The 17,672-nt window shown below is 34.4% G+C and carries 15 protein-coding genes; 4 read left to right on the top strand and 11 right to left on the bottom strand.

Translation table 11 applies throughout. The features are described 5' to 3' along the window. The first annotated feature begins 62 nt into the window (after positions 1 to 62). The gene (locus GX308_08575; GenBank protein ID NLK22112.1) at positions 63 to 1,526 is read left to right on the top strand and encodes a nicotinate phosphoribosyltransferase; all 1,464 of its coding nucleotides are present in this window, start codon (positions 63 to 65) and stop codon (positions 1,524 to 1,526) included. Between the two features lie 54 nt (positions 1,527 to 1,580). On the opposite strand, the gene GX308_08570 is transcribed toward GX308_08575, so the two are convergent. Beyond that, positions 1,581 to 2,000, bottom strand: a complete 420-nt coding sequence (locus tag GX308_08570) for a hypothetical protein (GenBank protein ID NLK22111.1) — start codon at positions 1,998 to 2,000, stop codon at positions 1,581 to 1,583. 140 nt (positions 2,001 to 2,140) lie between these two features. Between GX308_08570 and GX308_08565 the strand changes: the two genes are divergently transcribed. Beyond that, on the top strand, positions 2,141 to 2,854 hold the full coding sequence (locus GX308_08565; protein ID NLK22110.1) for a 1-acyl-sn-glycerol-3-phosphate acyltransferase: 714 nt from the start codon (positions 2,141 to 2,143) through the stop codon (positions 2,852 to 2,854). 90 nt (positions 2,855 to 2,944) lie between these two features. Here GX308_08565 and cls read toward each other — a convergent pair whose 3' ends face one another. Continuing rightward, positions 2,945 to 4,366 (bottom strand): cardiolipin synthase, encoded by a 1,422-nt coding sequence (cls, locus tag GX308_08560; GenBank protein NLK22109.1) that lies wholly within the window; start codon positions 4,364 to 4,366, stop codon positions 2,945 to 2,947. Positions 4,367 to 4,533: 167 nt separating this feature from the next. Here cls and GX308_08555 point away from each other — a divergent pair, with 167 nt between their 5' ends. Together GX308_08555 and GX308_08550 are read left to right on the top strand one after the other, a co-directional pair. Next, on the top strand, positions 4,534 to 4,917 hold the full coding sequence (locus GX308_08555) for a YdgA family protein (protein ID NLK22108.1): 384 nt from the start codon (positions 4,534 to 4,536) through the stop codon (positions 4,915 to 4,917). A 109-nt stretch (positions 4,918 to 5,026) separates the two neighbouring features. Further along, a complete protein-coding gene (locus GX308_08550; protein NLK22107.1) occupies positions 5,027 to 5,908 on the top strand; it encodes a YihY/virulence factor BrkB family protein in 882 nt (293 codons plus the stop codon). 128 nt (positions 5,909 to 6,036) lie between these two features. Here the strand turns inward: GX308_08550 and rlmH are convergent, their stop codons facing one another. From rlmH to GX308_08505, 9 genes are all read right to left on the bottom strand, one after another. Next, the gene (rlmH, locus tag GX308_08545; protein NLK22106.1) at positions 6,037 to 6,516 is read right to left on the bottom strand and encodes a 23S rRNA (pseudouridine(1915)-N(3))-methyltransferase RlmH; all 480 of its coding nucleotides are present in this window, start codon (positions 6,514 to 6,516) and stop codon (positions 6,037 to 6,039) included. A 135-nt stretch (positions 6,517 to 6,651) separates the two neighbouring features. Continuing rightward, positions 6,652 to 7,908, bottom strand: a complete 1,257-nt coding sequence (locus GX308_08540; protein NLK22105.1) for a UDP-N-acetylglucosamine 1-carboxyvinyltransferase — start codon at positions 7,906 to 7,908, stop codon at positions 6,652 to 6,654. 147 nt (positions 7,909 to 8,055) lie between these two features. Beyond that, on the bottom strand, positions 8,056 to 8,937 hold the full coding sequence (locus tag GX308_08535; protein NLK22104.1) for a hypothetical protein: 882 nt from the start codon (positions 8,935 to 8,937) through the stop codon (positions 8,056 to 8,058). 15 nt (positions 8,938 to 8,952) lie between these two features. Next, positions 8,953 to 10,344, bottom strand: coding sequence for a hypothetical protein (locus tag GX308_08530; protein ID NLK22103.1), 1,392 nt, complete (start codon positions 10,342 to 10,344; stop codon positions 8,953 to 8,955). Between the two features lie 52 nt (positions 10,345 to 10,396). After that, complete coding sequence (locus tag GX308_08525) at positions 10,397 to 10,876, bottom strand: hypothetical protein (GenBank protein ID NLK22102.1); 480 nt, start codon at positions 10,874 to 10,876, stop codon at positions 10,397 to 10,399. A 100-nt stretch (positions 10,877 to 10,976) separates the two neighbouring features. After that, positions 10,977 to 12,737, bottom strand: a complete 1,761-nt coding sequence (locus GX308_08520; GenBank protein NLK22101.1) for a cell wall metabolism sensor histidine kinase WalK — start codon at positions 12,735 to 12,737, stop codon at positions 10,977 to 10,979. Between the two features lie 5 nt (positions 12,738 to 12,742). Beyond that, entirely contained in the window at positions 12,743 to 13,441 is a 699-nt protein-coding gene (locus GX308_08515; GenBank protein NLK22100.1) for a response regulator transcription factor, read from the bottom strand. Between the two features lie 108 nt (positions 13,442 to 13,549). Continuing rightward, complete coding sequence (locus tag GX308_08510) at positions 13,550 to 14,914, bottom strand: peptidoglycan DD-metalloendopeptidase family protein (protein ID NLK22099.1); 1,365 nt, start codon at positions 14,912 to 14,914, stop codon at positions 13,550 to 13,552. 157 nt (positions 14,915 to 15,071) lie between these two features. Further along, on the bottom strand, positions 15,072 to 17,507 hold the full coding sequence (locus GX308_08505; protein NLK22098.1) for a glycosyl transferase: 2,436 nt from the start codon (positions 17,505 to 17,507) through the stop codon (positions 15,072 to 15,074). Positions 17,508 to 17,672 lie beyond the last annotated feature (165 nt).

The following is a 17,672-nucleotide window of genomic DNA, read 5'->3' as shown; positions in this document are numbered from 1 at the left end:
TTTATTTATATTTATAGTTTGTGGTATAATGGTTTCAAAATAAAATGGAAAGGACTTATACTATGGATGAACGTAATTTAACCTTGCTTACTGATTTGTATCAACTGACAATGATGCAAGGATATAAAGAAACCAATGTAAAAAATAACGAAGTAGTTTTTGATTTGTTTTATCGTTCCAATCCTTCTAATGGTGGGTTTTCTATAGCTGCAGGACTTGAACAGGCAGTCGATTATATTAAAAATCTAAGGTTTTCTAAAGGGGATTTGGATTATTTAAGAAGTATCAATGTTTTTAGTAATGAATTTATTGATGAATTATCATATTTAAAGTTTACAGGGGATATTTATGCTATCCCTGAAGGTACCGTAGTATTTCCAAAGGAACCTCTTCTTAGGGTTCGAGCTCCTATTTTCGAGGCCCAATTTATAGAAACCGCCCTTCTTACAATCATAAACCATCAAAGCCTTATTGCCACTAAGGCAGCTAGAGTATATTGGGCATCAGAAGGAGATTCTGTGTTAGAGTTTGGGTTAAGGCGGGCACAAGGACCTGATGCAGGACTTTATGGAGCTCGTGCTGCAATAATTGGTGGATGCAGTGGAACTTCCAATGTGCTTGCCGGTAAATTGTTTAATGTTCCTGTTAAGGGCACCCATGCTCATAGTTGGGTTATGAGTTTTCCCGATGAATTGAGTGCCTTTAGGGAATATGCAAAAATATTTCCCGATGCCTGTATTCTTCTTGTGGATACCTATGACACTTTAAAGTCTGGGGTCCCTAATGCTATTCAGGTATTTAAGGAATTAAAAGAAAAAAATATAAACTCGAAGTTAATAGGAATCCGTCTTGATAGCGGAGATTTAGCTTATCTTTCTAAAAAAGCAAGAAAAATGCTGGATGAGGCAGGGTTTAAAGAGGCAATCATCAGTGCCTCTAGTGACCTTGATGAATATCTTATCGCGGATCTCAAACGTCAAGGTGCCAAAATTACTATGTGGGGAGTCGGTACACGCCTTATTACTTCTAAGGACTGTCCTTCCTTTGGTGGGGTTTATAAATTAGCTGCTGAATCCGATGGTAGGGGCGGCTTTATTCCAAAAATAAAGCTTTCCGAAAACCCTGACAAAGTAACAAATCCAGGTATCAAAAAAATTATTAGGGTTTATGATAAAACCTCAGGTAAAATCAAGGCTGATTTAATTTCCTTAGAAGATGAAGAATTCGATGAAAATAAACCCTTAAAATTGTTTGATCCTATTAATACATGGAAACAAATGAATTTAAAACCCAATACTTATACCTTAAGAGAATTACTACTTCCTGTCTTTATCAAAGGTGAATGTGTATATAAATTTCCTTCAGTCATGGACATAAGGGATTATTGTAAAAGAGAATTAAATACTTTATGGGATGAATCAAAAAGATTAACCAATCCACATATTATACCCGTGGATTTATCTAAAGAATTATATGATTTAAAAAAACAAATGATTGATGATATTAGGGGCAGCAATTTAGATTAAATCCTTGTCAAAACATTGTAAATAGAATAACCTCCTTATGGGAGGTTATTCTATTTATCTTGTATTTACTTTTCCAGCTGCTTTATTGGTATTTGTTCTAACTTGATCTTGGGTATTTCCCCTTGTTACATTTCCTGTTGTGTTATTATTTGTTAAGTTAGGGAGGGTTGTGCTTGGAAGTTGAGTTGTTATTCCTCTTCTTACATTATCTTCTCTTATGGTGTAGTCTCTATCTAAGATATTATCATTTCCAGGCATGAGATTCCTATCATAGGCTGTATCATTTCTAAATAGCCCATCATTGATATTGTCATTATAGGTTCTTCCTGTTATACGATTTCCATCAAGATTGTTTGTACCATTATCTAATATGCCATCATCCATATTTCTTGTATATCTGTTGCTAGCACAACCTGCAAGTAAAGTTAATACAGCTAATAAACCAATGAAAGTCACTTGTATTGTTCTTTTCATAGTAATACCTCCTTTTATTAGTTTCAATATTATTGTTTCTCTATTTAAAATAAAAATGTTGTATGTTTTTTGGTAAAGAAACAAAATAATATGATATAATAATTGAAGTATAGTATTGACTTTAATTAAAGGAGGACTTTATGAGGTCATTTTTTTGTATTTTATATATTTGTATTCATAGGTTCTTTTCTCTTTTTTTCATGGTAAAATTTGTTTATTTAAAAAAATACGGTACAAGGGAAAAACAATTGCAATATGCCTATAGCTGGCTCCAAACTTTATCTAAAGGAATAATGTTTTTTTCGGGGGCCAAACTTAGCGTAAAAGGAAAAGAAAATATCCCAGAAAATCAATCGGTTTTATTTGTAGGTAATCATAAAAGCATTTTTGATATTCCTATATTAGTCAGTATAATCAATGTCCCTATATCTTTTATCGGAAAGATACAACTAAAAAAAACACCTATTGTATCCTTTTGGATGAAAGAAACCAATTGTATCTTTATGGATAGAAATGACATAAGGCAGTCCCTTAAATCCATCACAGAAGGAATTGAACTTCTTAAAAAGGGCCAGTCCTTATTAATATTTCCAGAAGGCACAAGAATAATCGGGGAAGAAATAGGAGAATTTAAAAAGGGAAGCTTAAAGCTTGCCACGAAATCTAATGTGCCCATCATTCCTGTTTATGTTGGGAATTCCTATAGGATATTAGAAACCCAGTTTCCTTGGGTTAAGGCTAGGGATATAACCGTTAATATAGGGGAGCCTATCGTTTTAGATGAACTTAAGGTTGAAGATAAGAAGGACTTGGCTGGGTACGTTAAAGATAAGGTTGAAGCATTAAGAAATTAATATTATCATTCTGATTGTAGCAAGAATCCTAAAGTGCCTATAAGGTATAATATTCTTCGCTACGCTCAGAATGATAAAGGTTTTATTAAGTTATAACATTGGCGATAATAACCTTGATACCGATTCTTTAAACTTAACTCCAAAGGATCTGTCTTTATAAATTTCTAGGGTTATTTCTTTGCTATCCTCTAAATCTCTTATAAATTGTTTTTGCAATCTAATATTTGTTGATTTATCGTATATAAATGCATTCACTTCAAAATTCATTTTAAAACTCCTAATATCAAAATTAGCAGTTCCTATGGTACTGACGAAATCATCTACTAAGACCATTTTACTATGCATAAATCCCTTTTCATAGGTATAACATTTAATCCCTGCTTGGAGAAGTTCTCCTACATAAGATAGGGATGCCCAGTATACAAACATATGATCTGGCTTATTGGGAATAATTATTCTTACATCTACCCCCGACAAGGAAGCAATTTTAAGAGCCTCTAATAAACTATCGTCAGGAATAAGATAAGGTGTATGAATGTATATCTTTTCCTTTGCTAAGCTTATCATTTTTAAAAAGCCATTTCTTATGGAACTCCATTTAGAGTCGGGTCCACTAGAAACTATCTGAATTCCTGTATTACCATTGATATTTTTATCTGGAAAATATTTTTTCTCGATAATTTTTGAACCCTTTGTAGAAAATCGCCAGTCTAATAAAAACCTAAGTTCTAAGTTATCAACAGCACTGCCACATATCCTTAGATGGGTATCTCTCCAAAATCCCATTTTTTTAGATAACCCGAGGTATTTCGTTCCTATATTTATTCCTCCAACATATGATATTTGCCCATCAATGATACAAAGCTTTCTATGATTCCTATAATTTACCCTAAGGTTTATATAGGGCAAAAATGGTGGAAAAAAACAGCTGGTTTGTCCCCCGGCTTCTATGAGAGATTTAAAAAAGTTCTTAGGAAGCCAAATACATCCCATACCATCGTAAAGTAGTTTTACCTCTACCCCTTCCCTTGCTTTTTGGGTTAGTAATTCCACAATCTTTCTACCTAGCCAATCATTTCTGATGATATAGTATTCAATATGAATGAATTTTTTTGCTTTTTTTATATCTTTAATCATCTTTTTGAATTTATCATTACCATTATTAAAAATCTGTACATTGTTTTTTTGAGTATATAAAGCATTATGTCCGACCAAATGAAGGTATATTATATCTTTACATTCTTTGATATTAGGATAGTCCAGCTCTATGTCTTTTTGGCTTAATATTTCCTCCTGCCTATGGACCATTCTCTCTATTTGATCCTCTTCTTCTTTTAGGGCAAAGAGCTTTTTCTTCCTTAAATCCTGCCCCAAAAAAAGATATAATAAAAAACCTAAAATGGGTACAAAAAACAAAATCATAAGCCATGCCCAAGTAACAGAAGGGTTTCGTCTTTCAAAAAATACAATCAAAATGGCAAGTAATATATTTATAAACAATATATGATTCATAAGCCATAGCACTGTGTCTGATATACCCATACTTCCCCTCCTAACTCTGACCTATTATACAATCCAGTTATATTTTCACCTAAATTGCTATTTCATATTTGGCAAATCAATGGTACAATATTAAAATAAAAGATAATACATAATCTAGAAATGAAGGAGGACAACAAGTGGAAATTTGGAAAATCCTTTTAATTATCCTTGCTGTTTTAGCTGTAATACTTGTAGGATTGTATTTCCTAGGTAAAAAGATGCAGTCTAAAATGGATAATCAGCAAAGTTTAATTAATCAACACAAAATGACCACATCAATTCTTGTAATCGATAAGAAAAAAGACAAAATAACCAATGCAAACTTTCCAAAAATGGTAGTTGACCAATTCCCTAAGTGGTACCGCTTTAAAAAAATGCCTTTAGTTAAGGCAAAAGTTGGTCCCCAAATCACTACTTTTATATGCGATGACAAGGTATTTAAGAAGCTTCCTACTAAAAAAGTAGTTAGAGTTGATGTTGCTGGTCTTTATATTGTATCCATAAAATCAATTAAAAAATAAATTCTTAAAAACCCTCCTAGTTGGAGGGATTTTAATTGTGGCTTTAGGGTTTAAAATAATGTTCCAGTAGCCATACTCTTATAAAGAGCAACTCAAAGGAGAATCAGCCTTGAAACCAATCATACCCCAAATTATGAAAGAATTATATTGCCGATTCCAAGACGATGAGGTCCCTGCCTTAGGTGCACAACTCACCTTTTATATTATTTTATCCTTTTTCCCTTTTTTAATATTTCTTTTTACCATATTAAGTTATACCCCCATTAATTCCGATGCTTTTCTCCTAGATTTATCCCATTTGCTCCCTAGGGAAGCTTACCTAATAGTACATAAAACCATAAAAGAAATATTAAAAGTTAGAAATACTACCCTACTGTCCTTCGGTATGATAACTACCCTCTGGAGTGCATCCAACGGGGTTAATTCTATTATAAGAGGTCTTAATAAAGCCTATGATGAAGAAGAAACCCGTTCCTTTTTAGTGCTTAGAGGAATATCTTTATTTTTTACCATTGCCCTTACTACTTCCATTGCATTTTCTTTAAGTTTTCTTGTTTTCGGTGAGATACTTGGCTTTTATCTATTTTCTATCATAGGTATTAGCCCTTGGTTTGGTATTTCATGGAGCATTTTTAGATATTTTATTATGATTATTACTATCCTTATAGTTTTTATTTTTTTGTACAAACACATGCCAAACCGCCAGCTTACATTTAAAGAAGTATTACCCGGAACAATCTTTTCTACTTTTTTTTGGATTCTACTATCTATTCTTTTTTCTAAATATATTAACCACTTTGGAAAGTTTAATATAATGTATGGAAGTATTGGAGGTATAATAATACTACTGCTCTGGATGTATATAAGCAGTATAGTTATCCTCCTTGGTGGCGAACTCAATGCAGTCTTGCTATTCTTAAAAGAGGGTAAATCTAAACCAAGATGTAAAAATTTCGGGGGTCTTCCATTCTTTACTTCCTCCAAACCCTAATCTTTTATTTAAACTCCACAGTATTTGCCCTTATTATGGACATTTTATTTCAAAATGTCAAATTATTAGCCACGTATATCAAAACTTTATGTTAATCTTTTCGACAAATCTATCTTGTTCCCAGTAATTTATTTATGATAGGGTTCTGCTTTTATTATTCTAAATGACCTGTATATTTGTTCTAATAAAATCAACCTCATAAGCTGATGGGGAAAGGTCATTTTTGAAAAACTAATGTATTCATCAGCACGATTTAAAACCCCTTTTGAAAGGCCAATAGATCCACCTATTATAAATGCTATATGACTTCTTCCCTGTACACCTAAGGTTTCTAATTTTAGGGCCATTTCTTTGGAAGAATATTGCCTTCCTTCTATAGCTAGGGCTATTACATAGGGATTATTTTTGATATTTTGTATTATTTTTTTCCCTTCTTTGTTTTTAACTTCATCTTCTTCCATTCTACTCATGTTTTCTGGAACTTTTTCATCTTGGACTTCTATAATTTCTAATTTGCAGTATCTAGATAGCCGTTTTGCATATTCGTCTATACCCATTCGGAGATATTTTTCCTTTAGTTTTCCTACAGTTATTATTGCTATTTTCATGTTTACCGCCTATCTACGGGCCAGTGCAGAGCCGCCCCTATATATTTTTATAGTATAGGGGCTTCTACCCTATGCTTATATAGTATGGTATATATCCATGGATAAAATAATGACAAGGGTGGGGTTCCCTTGTCATTATCTTTTAACTCTTTTTATATCCGCACCCATGGCATTTAATTTAACTTCTATGGTCTCATAGCCTCTATCTATATATTGGAGGTTTGTTATTGTTGTTTTCCCTTCTGCTGCTAGGGCTGCCAATACAAGTCCCGCCCCTGCCCTAAGGTCCGTTGCACAAACTTGGGCTCCCGATAATCTTTTTATACCCCTTATTACTGCCACTCTTCCTTCCACCTTCACCTCTGCCCCTAAGCGTTTAAGTTCATCTATGTATTGGAAGCGATTATCCCAAACACTTTCCGTAATGATACTAGTTCCATCAGCTATACTAAGTAGCGCCGACATTTGTGGCTGCAAATCCGTTGGAAATCCAGGATAGGGCAATGTCTTTACATTGATAGCTCTAAGGGGTTTTGGAGCATTCACTCTTATATAATCATCGCCTTCTTCTATTTCTATATTCATTTCCAAAAGTTTTGCAGATATTGATTCCATATGCTTTGGAATCAAATTCCGTACGATTACATCCCCCCCTGTAATTGCCGATGCCATCATAAATGTTCCTGCTTCAATCTGATCAGGGATAATCATATAGTTAGTACCCGATAACTCTTTAACCCCAACTATACGAATTATATCGGTTCCTGCACCTTTTACATTGGCACCCATACTATTTAAAAAGTTCGCCGTATCAACAACATGGGGTTCTTTTGCTGCGTTTTCGATTACTGTCGTTCCTTCGGCTAAAACTGCCGCCAACATAATGTTGATAGTGGCACCTACACTAACCACATCTAGGTAAACTGAAGCCCCTACAAGTTTATCTGCATAAGCCTTTATCATTCCGTGTTCTACTATGACCTCAGCGCCCAAGGCCCTAAAACCTTTTATATGCTGGTCAATGGGTCTAGTGCCAAAGTTGCATCCCCCTGGAAAAGCTACCTCAGCTTTTTTATAACGTCCTAAAAGAGCCCCTAACAAATAGTAAGAAGCACGAATTTTTTTAACTGCATCGTAGGTTGCACAAAAATTATTAAGATTTTTACTATCGATTTTTAATGTATGGGAATCAACAAATTTACATTCAACTCCCATTTCGTTTAATGTCTCTGATAAGCTAATTACATCATCAATATAAGGTAAATTTTCAATCACACAAACATCATTTGATAATATTGCCGCAGGAATTATTGCCACCGCTGCATTCTTTGCTCCATTTACATGGACTTCTCCCTGCAATCTTGTTCTACCTCGTACAATCAATTGTTCCAACTCTAACACCTCTTAAATTGGATTTGTTATATCTTGTAGAATATTATAGAATTTTACCATACTCAATATTCCCCAACAATTATATCATTAAAGTATAATATAAGAAAGCCCTTTTATCGAAAAACCTTTGTAACTATTAATATATCCTTAATTTAAGAAGATTTCATTGTTATAGGCATTTATGTGGTAATATCTCCCATCAGCTAAGGTAATGCGATAATGTGGAATAGCTTCCTCTTCCTTAACCCCTTCCCCTTTAGGGCTGATAAGATACCCGATATCAACTTTTTGTATAATGATTATATCACCTGGATTAGTTTCCCTTTTTACCTGATTCATAAACCCAAATAAAATTTCATCTGGGGCATAAATACTTCTTGATAATTCTATATACCTTACAGGTTTCATTCTATATATATCTACTTTTTCAATCCCTTGAGGTTTAATTACAAATTCGATATAACTATCATAGATTAGATTTCCCTTATATACTTCATAATAAAGATATTTATATTGTCCATTTCCTTCATCTTTAAAATCCCATTCTAATTCTGATAACTGATATCCTAGACTTTTCAAAAACTTGTCTGCTAGATTTTTGGATTCTTCTTTTGAACCAATGGTTTTTGGCTTTGAATTTATATCTTCCTCGTAAACAATCCTACCCTCTGAAAAACTAAGCTTTCTAGCGCCTTTTGAGTATACCGTCTGCATTCTGTTTTTACTAATACTTTCTAGATATACAGTGATATCCTCAACATCCCCAAAAATCAGTTTAAGAATCTTTTTTTCTTCTTCTCCACTAACGGATTTTGGTTCAAGGATTAACTTCTTCATAGATGGATATTTTTGAGGTAAGAGTGTGTAAAGCATAATATTATTGCTATATAGCAGCCTTTTTATATTGTTTTCTTGGTGACTTGTTAGGGTAAAGGCTTGTACTTTTCTTTGATAGTTCATATACCCTAGAATCCCATTTATAATAAGAAAAATGATAATTAGTACATTTTTAACTTTTTTCCAATTCATTTTTGACCTCTTTTCTTATCGACTTGCTTTAATGGGATAAATCTTATTTCCTGCTTTAATCATCCAATATACTTCTGCAGGCTTATCTATTTCCTTTTGATAATATGCCCAGTACATATCCTTAATCTTTATATTATTTGCCTCTTCATCATTTAGCCTTTTAACTACTTCCCCTAGGGCTTCGGGATAGGTTAAGTTAACCTCAGCTTCTTCATCTAATAAATAACCTATCCAGGTCACCCTCTTGTATTCTTTTATCTTTTTATCTTGGATTACTATTTCAACTGCATGTTTCATACCAGTTTTATTTGTTATTTCCCGGGAAAAATCGTAAGGAATGTCTTTGAACTTAAAGTCAAAGCAAAACTCCCATCCGCTATTTGTTTGCTTTTGTCCCGACAAATAAAGCAAGTCACCCTTTAGGTCGTCTTGATTTAAACCCATCTTATGCTTATCTAAAAAACTTTTGGCAACCTGATAAGCTTCTATGAAACTTAGGCTATCATCTTTCTTGGTTCTAGACTGATCCAGATATTCTATAACGCCGGTCGTAAAATATTTAACCATTGTGTTTCCCTCGATATAATAAATCGTTCCGTCCTGGGTTTGCTGTTTTCTCTTTAATGTGGGATTAATAAATAAGGGGTTAATAAGCCTTTCTAGTTTTTCCTCATTCACTTCCCCATTCTCTTTAATTTCGTCTTTGATTTCTATTTTTTGATATACAGGGTGTGTGTTAAATGTAGGCAAAAACACATTATTTTCAAATTGATTCATATTTACCTGTTTTGTGGATATATATGAAATCTTAGCGATATCATCCCTAAGGTTATCTATTACCTCGTGTAGGACTAATACATCATGTTTTACAGCAACTACATATACATAATCACTTGATTCATCAATAAAGAAACAATTGATTTTTTGATTAATGGTCCTACCTGGCACTACAAGAATTTGATCAAATCCAGGTATTTTTGCCGCTATTTTATTTTGGGAATCTACTAATCCCTTCATTGGGATAGTACCCGGATATTTATATAAAATCGATCTTTGAGAAAGGATATCTCTCCAGCTTAATTCTTGCTGACTTATAAATTCACCGCTAGAAAAGGTTTTTCCCAAAATATCTGCCATTTCCTTCTGGGCTATTTTAAATTCTTCCTTTGTATTTTTGAGTATGTTATATTTCCCCCCCTCAACTCCAAAATTAATTATAATTTCTGTAGGTTGAAGTAGGTGTACGGGTTCCCCCGAGTAGACTATGTTGGTATAATCACTTTTTGCCCATAAATTATAAAAAAAGTTATGGCTCGACAAACTGCCAAACCATAACTCTCCCGTCTGAAAAACACTAAAAAGGATTAAACCGGCTAAAAAAAAGGTTTTTAGTTTTCCCTTATCCATTCAAACCACCACTTTTATCTTAATAGACTTTCTAAAATCTTAAAGACTGTCTTTAAAAAACAGGATTTATATCATTTGAAAGTATATTATTGATTTTTATGTCTTCTAGTTTCTTTTTAATTTCTTTGTTTTTACGATCTATTTGGAAAATAAATACTTCTACCTTATCTTCTTGCCTTACGGTAATCTTGATATAATTTCTACCTTCTTTAAGTTCTACTAACTGATTAAATAATTCGGAGGCACCAACACTCTGCGAAAAGACAACCTTTTCTTCATCACTCTCATTTTTATAAACAGAAAAAGTAATTATTGTACCTTCTTTGGATTTACCAGATATATTTCTTACTTCATCAAAAGTAACTTCCTTATCCTTAGTAATCCCTGCAGTGATTTTGATTACTTCTAAGTCTAGCGTTCCATCTTCTTCCACAATACTATATTCCTTTGCATTTGTCGTATTGGCTCTAGCCTCTGAAGTACAAAATAATATCATAAAGGTAAAAACTATGAAATATAAATATTTTCGCATTATGCCCCCCCTTTCATATCAGTCTATAATATCTTCTATTATTATACAAAACTTATGTTACAAAATGATTACACCTAGCTTAATTTTAAATTACATCCTGCTACTTATTAAACTCTAAGGTAATGGTTGTTCCTTTTCCCTGTTCACTTTTTGCCCAAATTCTCCCTCCATGGATTTCCATGATTTCCTTTGCAATGGCTAGACCAAGTCCTGTCCCTCCCATTTCCCTAGATCTTGCCTTATCTACCCTATAAAACCTTTCAAAAATCCTTGAAATATTTTTTTCGGGAATTCCGATTCCTGTATCTGATATACTTACATTAATATGTTCTCCATTTTCCCATAGCCTAATCTTAATCTCTGCCTTTTCGGGACTGTACTTTATAGCATTGCTTAATACATTACTTAAAACTTGTCTCACCCTATCGGGGTCAATTTTAATAACTGCTCCTGGGATATCTATATAACAATCCATAGTTTGGTTCTTTTTTTGGGCATGGATTTGATGGTGTTCTACACTCTCAGCAACCAAATGGACAATATTGATGGATTTCAAATGAAACCGTACCTGTTTATTATCAAGCCTTGATAGCTCAAGCAAATCTTGAACCAAGGCAGTCATTCTATCAGCCTCATTATTGATTACCTTAAGGAAGGATAAAGCCAAATCCTTTTCGTCCAATGCCCCGTCTAGTAGAGTCTCTGCATAGCTCTTTACCGTTGTTAGGGGGGTCCTTAGTTCATGGGATACATTGGCCACAAATTCCTTCCGCATTTCCTCCAGTTCTTTTTGTTCTGTTACGTCCTGAAGTACAATGATAATACCTTCCGTATCTCCCAATTTCCTACCGTAAGCTGCAAAGCACCCATTAATATACTTATCCCCCACAATCATAAGATGTTGACTTATGGAATTCGGTTTCATCTGTAAAAAGTCACTGAATCTTAAATCTATATCATTGTTTTTGAAAATGTCATAAAAATATTTTTCCGTATCAGTAATTTTAATCATCTTATAGGCAGCAGGATTAGCATGAATTAGCATCCCCTTCCTGTCAAAGGCTAGAACTCCGTCTGCCATATGGGTAATCACAGTTTCTAACTTATTTTTTTCACTTGATATAGTTAAAAGCATCTGACTTAATTCTTCTGCCATATGGTTAAAGCTTCCCGTTAACTGTCCAATTTCATCATTAGATTTTACCTCTATCTTATGATCTAAAAATCCTTCTGCCATTTCCTTTGCCTTGACGGTTAACACCTTAATTGGACCCGTTAGGGTCTTGGCAAAATAAATGCCAAAAATCATGGTAATGAATAAAGCTCCGATAGATGCCACTAGTATTATATTCGTTATCTTTGCAATATTTTCTGAAACCTCCTGGGCAGAGGCGCGGATATATATGATGTACTCAACATTCCCATCTACTAAAAGCGGATACGAATAATCAACGTATTCCCTTGCATAGCCTCCTTCTAGTATTTGCACAGGCTTTCCCATTACTGGTCTTTTTTCAACTTTCGCCTCATATACGGCTCTTTTATTCCATTGGTTTTTTTCATTTGTTTCTACATCGGGAATGATTATGTTTCCATCAATATCTAGAATATATATCCTTTGATTTCCTAAATATACCCCATTTGCAATGAGAAAGTTTAATTCTTCTAATCTTATTTGTGAAGAATTGCCCTTTGGCTCTATATTTTCTCTGATTAAATCGGCGGTATACTTTAACTCATTATGTATTTTGATATACTCATACTCTTGTATTTGCCAAAGAATAAATGTTCCACTAGAAATCATTACGATTAAAACTAAGGTAAGGTAGATAACTACCAGCCTCCACTGAATACTTTTCATATATGCTACCCCTTAAAGTAGTACCCTACCCCTCTTTTTGTTAATATGTATTCTGCACGGCTTGGATCGTCTTCTACCTTTTCTCTTAAACGTCTTACAGTCACATCTACTGTGCGGATATCGCCGTAGTATTCGTATCCCCAAACCTTCTCAAGAAGAGTTTCCCTTGAAAAAATCTGACCTTTTTGCATAGCTAGAAATTTAAGAAGTTCAAATTCCCTAAGGGTGAGTTCTATTATTTCTCCTTTTTTAATTACTTCATATTTATCTGTATTAATGGTTAGATTATCGTATGTAAAAACATTCTTAGTATGCTCTTTTTCTATCTCCTTTTCTACTGCTGCCATTCTTCTAAGATTTGCCTTAACCCTTGCCATCAACTCTCTTACACTAAAAGGCTTAGTTACATAATCGTCGGCCCCTAGTTCTAAGCCCAGTACCTTATCCACTTCTTCGGCTCTAGCAGTCAACATTACAATAGGGGTATCCTTTTTCTCCCTCACCTTCCTGCATACCTGAAATCCATCTAACTTCGGCATCATAATATCTAAAAGAATCAAATCAGGATCTTTATCAAATATTAAACCTAGGGCCTCCTCACCATCGTAAGCATTTAAAACCTCATAACCCTCTCTCTTTAAGTTAAAGGTTATGATATCTGCAATACTTTTTTCATCATCTACTACTAAAACTCTTTGACCCATAGCCCCACCTCTTTTCATTTATTAACCTTACTTAATTGTATCAAAAATAAAGGCATCTGTAAAATATAATAATACAAAAAACAGGCGACCAATGTCGCCTATTTGATACTATTTCAAATAATTATATGGGTTTCTTGGATCACCATTTAATCTAACTTCAAAGTGAAGGTGATACCCTGTACTATTTCCTGTACTTCCCACTGCAGCTATCTTTTCACCTTTGGCAACCTTCTGACCTACAGTAACATATATTTTACTTGTATGGGCGTAGTAAGTTTCAAATCCATTTCCATGGTTAACCTTAACTAAGTATCCATATCCTCCATGCCATCCTGCCTCTGTTACTACTCCACCATCGGATGCATATATGGGTGTTCCCTGGGGTGCTGCCAAATCTATACCCGCATGGAAGGTCCCCCATCTCGAACCAAAGCCTGAGGACAATTTTCCTGATACCGGCATTCTAAATGTACCTGTAGCGCTTTTTGGAGGGGGCGTTTTGGTTCCAACGATGATCACTGCTTCCTTTGGCTCTTTTATAACCTCTTCGGATATAGTCTGTGTACTTTCTTCATAACCATTAATCCTTATCCTATAGGCGGTGATTTCCTTTTCCCCTTCTTCACCTGCTTCTATTACCTTCATATAGGTCTTAAGCTGTGTATCGTCTTCTTCATATTTAACTGGCTTTTCAATAGGTTCTTTGTATATGAATCTTTCCTTTGTAACTACAGAAACCATAGGTTTTGGCAAGTTTAATCCTATCTCCTGACCAATCTGTAGTAGACTTTCCTCTTCTAAATCTGGATTTGCCTTTAAAACGTCTTCTATACTCATATCGTATTTTTTGGCGATGCCCCAAAGACTATCCCCTTCTCGGATATTATAAGTTTTTTGAGCTACTGTACTCTTAGTTAATAAAGAAATTGCTTTCTCTTTGGATATGGTTTCCTCTAAGGATTTAATGTATTGGGGTTCTATCGTAACCTTCTCTACAAATTCGGTGTGTTCCATATTTACCCCTTCTACAGTATATGTCTTTTTAATTTCTTCTAAGATTTCTTGGGCTTGCTCCTTATCTTTTAGTATTGCTTGTATTTCCCCGTCTACCTTTATTACGCATGCTTGTATATCATATGTAATATTATCTTGTACTTTCGTAGTTAAATCTTCTTTAGTTATTAAATCCTTCTTAGAGGCGTGAACAGGCTCTAGGGATATTTCTTCATGAATGTTAATAAAATTTCCTATTTGCTCTTGTATAACCAGCTCTGCTTCTTTATATGCATCTTTTGCCAATTGTTCTTCTTCTATGATCCCCAGTTGTTGTTCATTTAAAGAAACTGCATAGGCATTAGGCTGGGTAGAAATCTGAAATCCTAGATAAAATACGGTGGTCACAACAATAGCTAAAACAAATAACCTGAAGTATCTTACTCCATTTAGTGATTGTATTTTCTGTAGGTTAATCATATTTTTTCCTCCAGATTGAGATTATTATTTTTTCTTTAATAAATACGTAATACTTTTGTAAAAAATACAATCATATTTTAACAAATCCATAACCATTTGTAAAGGGTATTATTAAAAAAAGCAAAAAAAATCGCCTAAAGAGGCGATTTGAACTTGATTATCCCATTTGAACTATGACTTCGTGTTCTTTATTATCGGATAAAACAGGAATAATATTAGATTTTAATTCTTTCCCATCTAAAAATACTTTCTTAATCCCTTTTGAAACATGGTCCTTATTTTGTATTTCTATATTGTATATAGTTCCTCTAAACTCTCTTGTTACTTTATATCCATCCCATGCCTCTGGAATGCAGGGGTCAATTTTAAGTCCGTCATAATCAGGTTTAATTCCTAATATCCATTGGGATATGGTAATAAAGTTCCATGCCGCAGTTCCTGTAAGCCAAGAGTTCTTCGCCTGTCCTTCATTTACTGCATCTTTACCTGCTATCATCTGGGCATATACATAGGGCTCTAACTTGTGTATTTCACTAATTTCCTCAAGATATGCCGGGGCAATCCTTGAATATATTTCAAAGGCCCTATCCCCTCTGCCAATCACTGTTTCTGCGCAGGCAATCCAAGGGTTATTATGACAGAATATCCCTGCGTTTTCTTTATATCCTGGCGGATAACTAGTTATTTCCCCCAATTTATAATCGTAGGCGGTATATGGTGGTTGATTAAGAACGATACCATAAGGGGTCTCTAGTCTTTCCTTTACAGAATCTAGAGCTTTTTTGGCCAGTCCTTCTTCTACTCCGATTCCTGCCATAACACAGAAACCTTGTGGCTCAATAAAAATCTGCCCTTCTTTATTTTCTTTACTACCAACCTTGCCTCCAAAGGCATCATAGGCACGAAGGAACCATTCTCCATCATAACCATGTTCTAGCGTAGTCTTTCTCATAGTTTCGATATGTTCCTCAGCTATTTTGGCATCATCATCCAGACCTCTTCTTTTACATAACTCAACATATTCCCGCCCTATTAATACAAACATTCCTGCAATAAATATGGACTCAGCAACTCTTCCATCTGGATCCCCAAAGGTTTGGAAGGATTCTCCTGGTTCTTTTGAGAAACAGTTAAGGTTTAGACAATCATTCCAATCTGCCCGTCCAATTAATGGAAGCCCATGGGGACCTAAATTATTAATTACATGGTAGAAGGATGCGGTTAAATGATCAAAAAGTGAGCCTGTATTATCTGGATTGGAATCATAGGGTACTTTTTCGTCTAATATGGCAAAATCCCCTGTTTCTTTAATATAGGCACTAGTTCCCAATATTAACCACAATGGATCATCATTAAATCCACCGCCTATATCATGGTTTCCTTTTTTGGTCAAAGGTTGATATTGATGGTATGCACTTCCGTCCTCAAATTGGGTTGCTGCAATATCAAGTATTCTTTCCCTTGCCCTATCGGGGATTTGATGAACAAAGCCTAGTAAGTCCTGGTTTGAATCTCTAAAGCCCATACCTCTTCCTACTCCTGATTCGAAATAAGAGGCACTCCTTGACATATTAAAGGTAACCATACACTGATACGGATTCCATATATTAACCATGCGATTTAACTTTTCATCTTGGCTATCTAAAGTATAAACAGAAAGAAGTTGATTCCAATACTCTTTTAGCTCATCAAGGGCATTATCTACGGCTACCCCATCTTTGAACATTTCCTGCATTTTATATGCCTTTTCCTTATTGATAACATTTAGGTCTATCCATTTTTCTTCGGGATCATTTTCTACATAACCTAGGACAAATACAAAACTCTTTTCTTCCTCAGGTTGAAGGGAAATATCTAATCCATGGGATGCAATAGGGTGCCAGCCGCTAGCAGTAGAATTAGAAGATTTACCTGCAGCTACTACCTGTGGAGTATCTAAATTATTATATGCTCCTAGGAAGGAGTCTCTGTCCGTATCGTATCCATCTATTTCTGAATTCACCCAGTAAAAAGCATAGTGATTTCTTCTTTCTCTATATTCGGTCTTATGATAAATCGCGCTACCTTCTATCTCTACTTCCCCTGTGTTTAAATTTCTTTGATAATTGGTCATATCATCATAAGCATCCCAAAGGCAAAATTCTACAAAAGAAAATAGGGATATGTTTTTATTTTTATCAGAATTATTCCTTATAGTAACTTTATGGACTTCTCCATTGTATTTTAGGGGAACAAAAGATGTCACATTAAGCCTTATACCTTTTCTTTCTCCAGTTAAAGATGTATATCCTAGCCCATGTCTGCATTCATAAAAATCTAAATCCTTTTTAACGGGCATCCACCCTGGTGTCCAGTAGTCGCCATTATCGTGAACATAAAAATACCGTCCTCCATTATCGATGGGTATGTTATTATATCGATATCTAGTGATTCTTCTTAGTCTAGCATCCTTATAAAAACAATACCCACCCCCCGTGTTAGAAATAAGTCCAAAAAAATCTTCGTTGCCTAAGTAGTTGATCCATGGATATGGTGTCTTAGGGGTATTAATCACATATTCCTTGTTTTTATCATCAAAATATCCAAACTTCATAAGCTCCCTCCTCAAAAATTTTATTAGGTATTTGAATCCTGTTTTAGCAAAAACGAAAGATTGAACGCGCTCTCATTTTAAAGCGCAATACACTCTTTTATCTTTGATAGCACAGGCAATACGTCACCGATTTCATTTTTATCTCTCTACATATAGATTACTAGG

The organism is Candidatus Epulonipiscium sp., from assembly GCA_012519205.1.
Lineage (GTDB): Bacteria > Bacillota > Clostridia > Lachnospirales > Defluviitaleaceae > JAAYQR01.
Note: the sequence above shows the minus strand (reverse complement) of the source record. Positions and strands in the feature narration are given on the sequence as shown.

What these genes read in the sequence shown, in the direction of transcription:
- GX308_08575 (NLK22112.1), top strand. Translation starts at nt 63, where the DNA reads ATGGATGAACGTAATTTAACCTTGCTTACTGATTTGTATCAACTGACA.
- GX308_08570 (NLK22111.1), bottom strand. Translation starts at nt 2,000, where the DNA reads ATGAAAAGAACAATACAAGTGACTTTCATTGGTTTATTAGCTGTATTA.
- GX308_08565 (NLK22110.1), top strand. Translation starts at nt 2,141, where the DNA reads ATGAGGTCATTTTTTTGTATTTTATATATTTGTATTCATAGGTTCTTT.
- cls (NLK22109.1), bottom strand. Translation starts at nt 4,366, where the DNA reads ATGAATCATATATTGTTTATAAATATATTACTTGCCATTTTGATTGTA.
- rlmH (NLK22106.1), bottom strand. Translation starts at nt 6,516, where the DNA reads ATGAAAATAGCAATAATAACTGTAGGAAAACTAAAGGAAAAATATCTC.
- GX308_08535 (NLK22104.1), bottom strand. Translation starts at nt 8,937, where the DNA reads ATGAATTGGAAAAAAGTTAAAAATGTACTAATTATCATTTTTCTTATT.
- GX308_08530 (NLK22103.1), bottom strand. Translation starts at nt 10,344, where the DNA reads ATGGATAAGGGAAAACTAAAAACCTTTTTTTTAGCCGGTTTAATCCTT.
- GX308_08525 (NLK22102.1), bottom strand. Translation starts at nt 10,876, where the DNA reads ATGCGAAAATATTTATATTTCATAGTTTTTACCTTTATGATATTATTT.
- GX308_08520 (NLK22101.1), bottom strand. Translation starts at nt 12,737, where the DNA reads ATGAAAAGTATTCAGTGGAGGCTGGTAGTTATCTACCTTACCTTAGTT.
- GX308_08515 (NLK22100.1), bottom strand. Translation starts at nt 13,441, where the DNA reads ATGGGTCAAAGAGTTTTAGTAGTAGATGATGAAAAAAGTATTGCAGAT.
- GX308_08510 (NLK22099.1), bottom strand. Translation starts at nt 14,914, where the DNA reads ATGATTAACCTACAGAAAATACAATCACTAAATGGAGTAAGATACTTC.
- GX308_08505 (NLK22098.1), bottom strand. Translation starts at nt 17,507, where the DNA reads ATGAAGTTTGGATATTTTGATGATAAAAACAAGGAATATGTGATTAAT.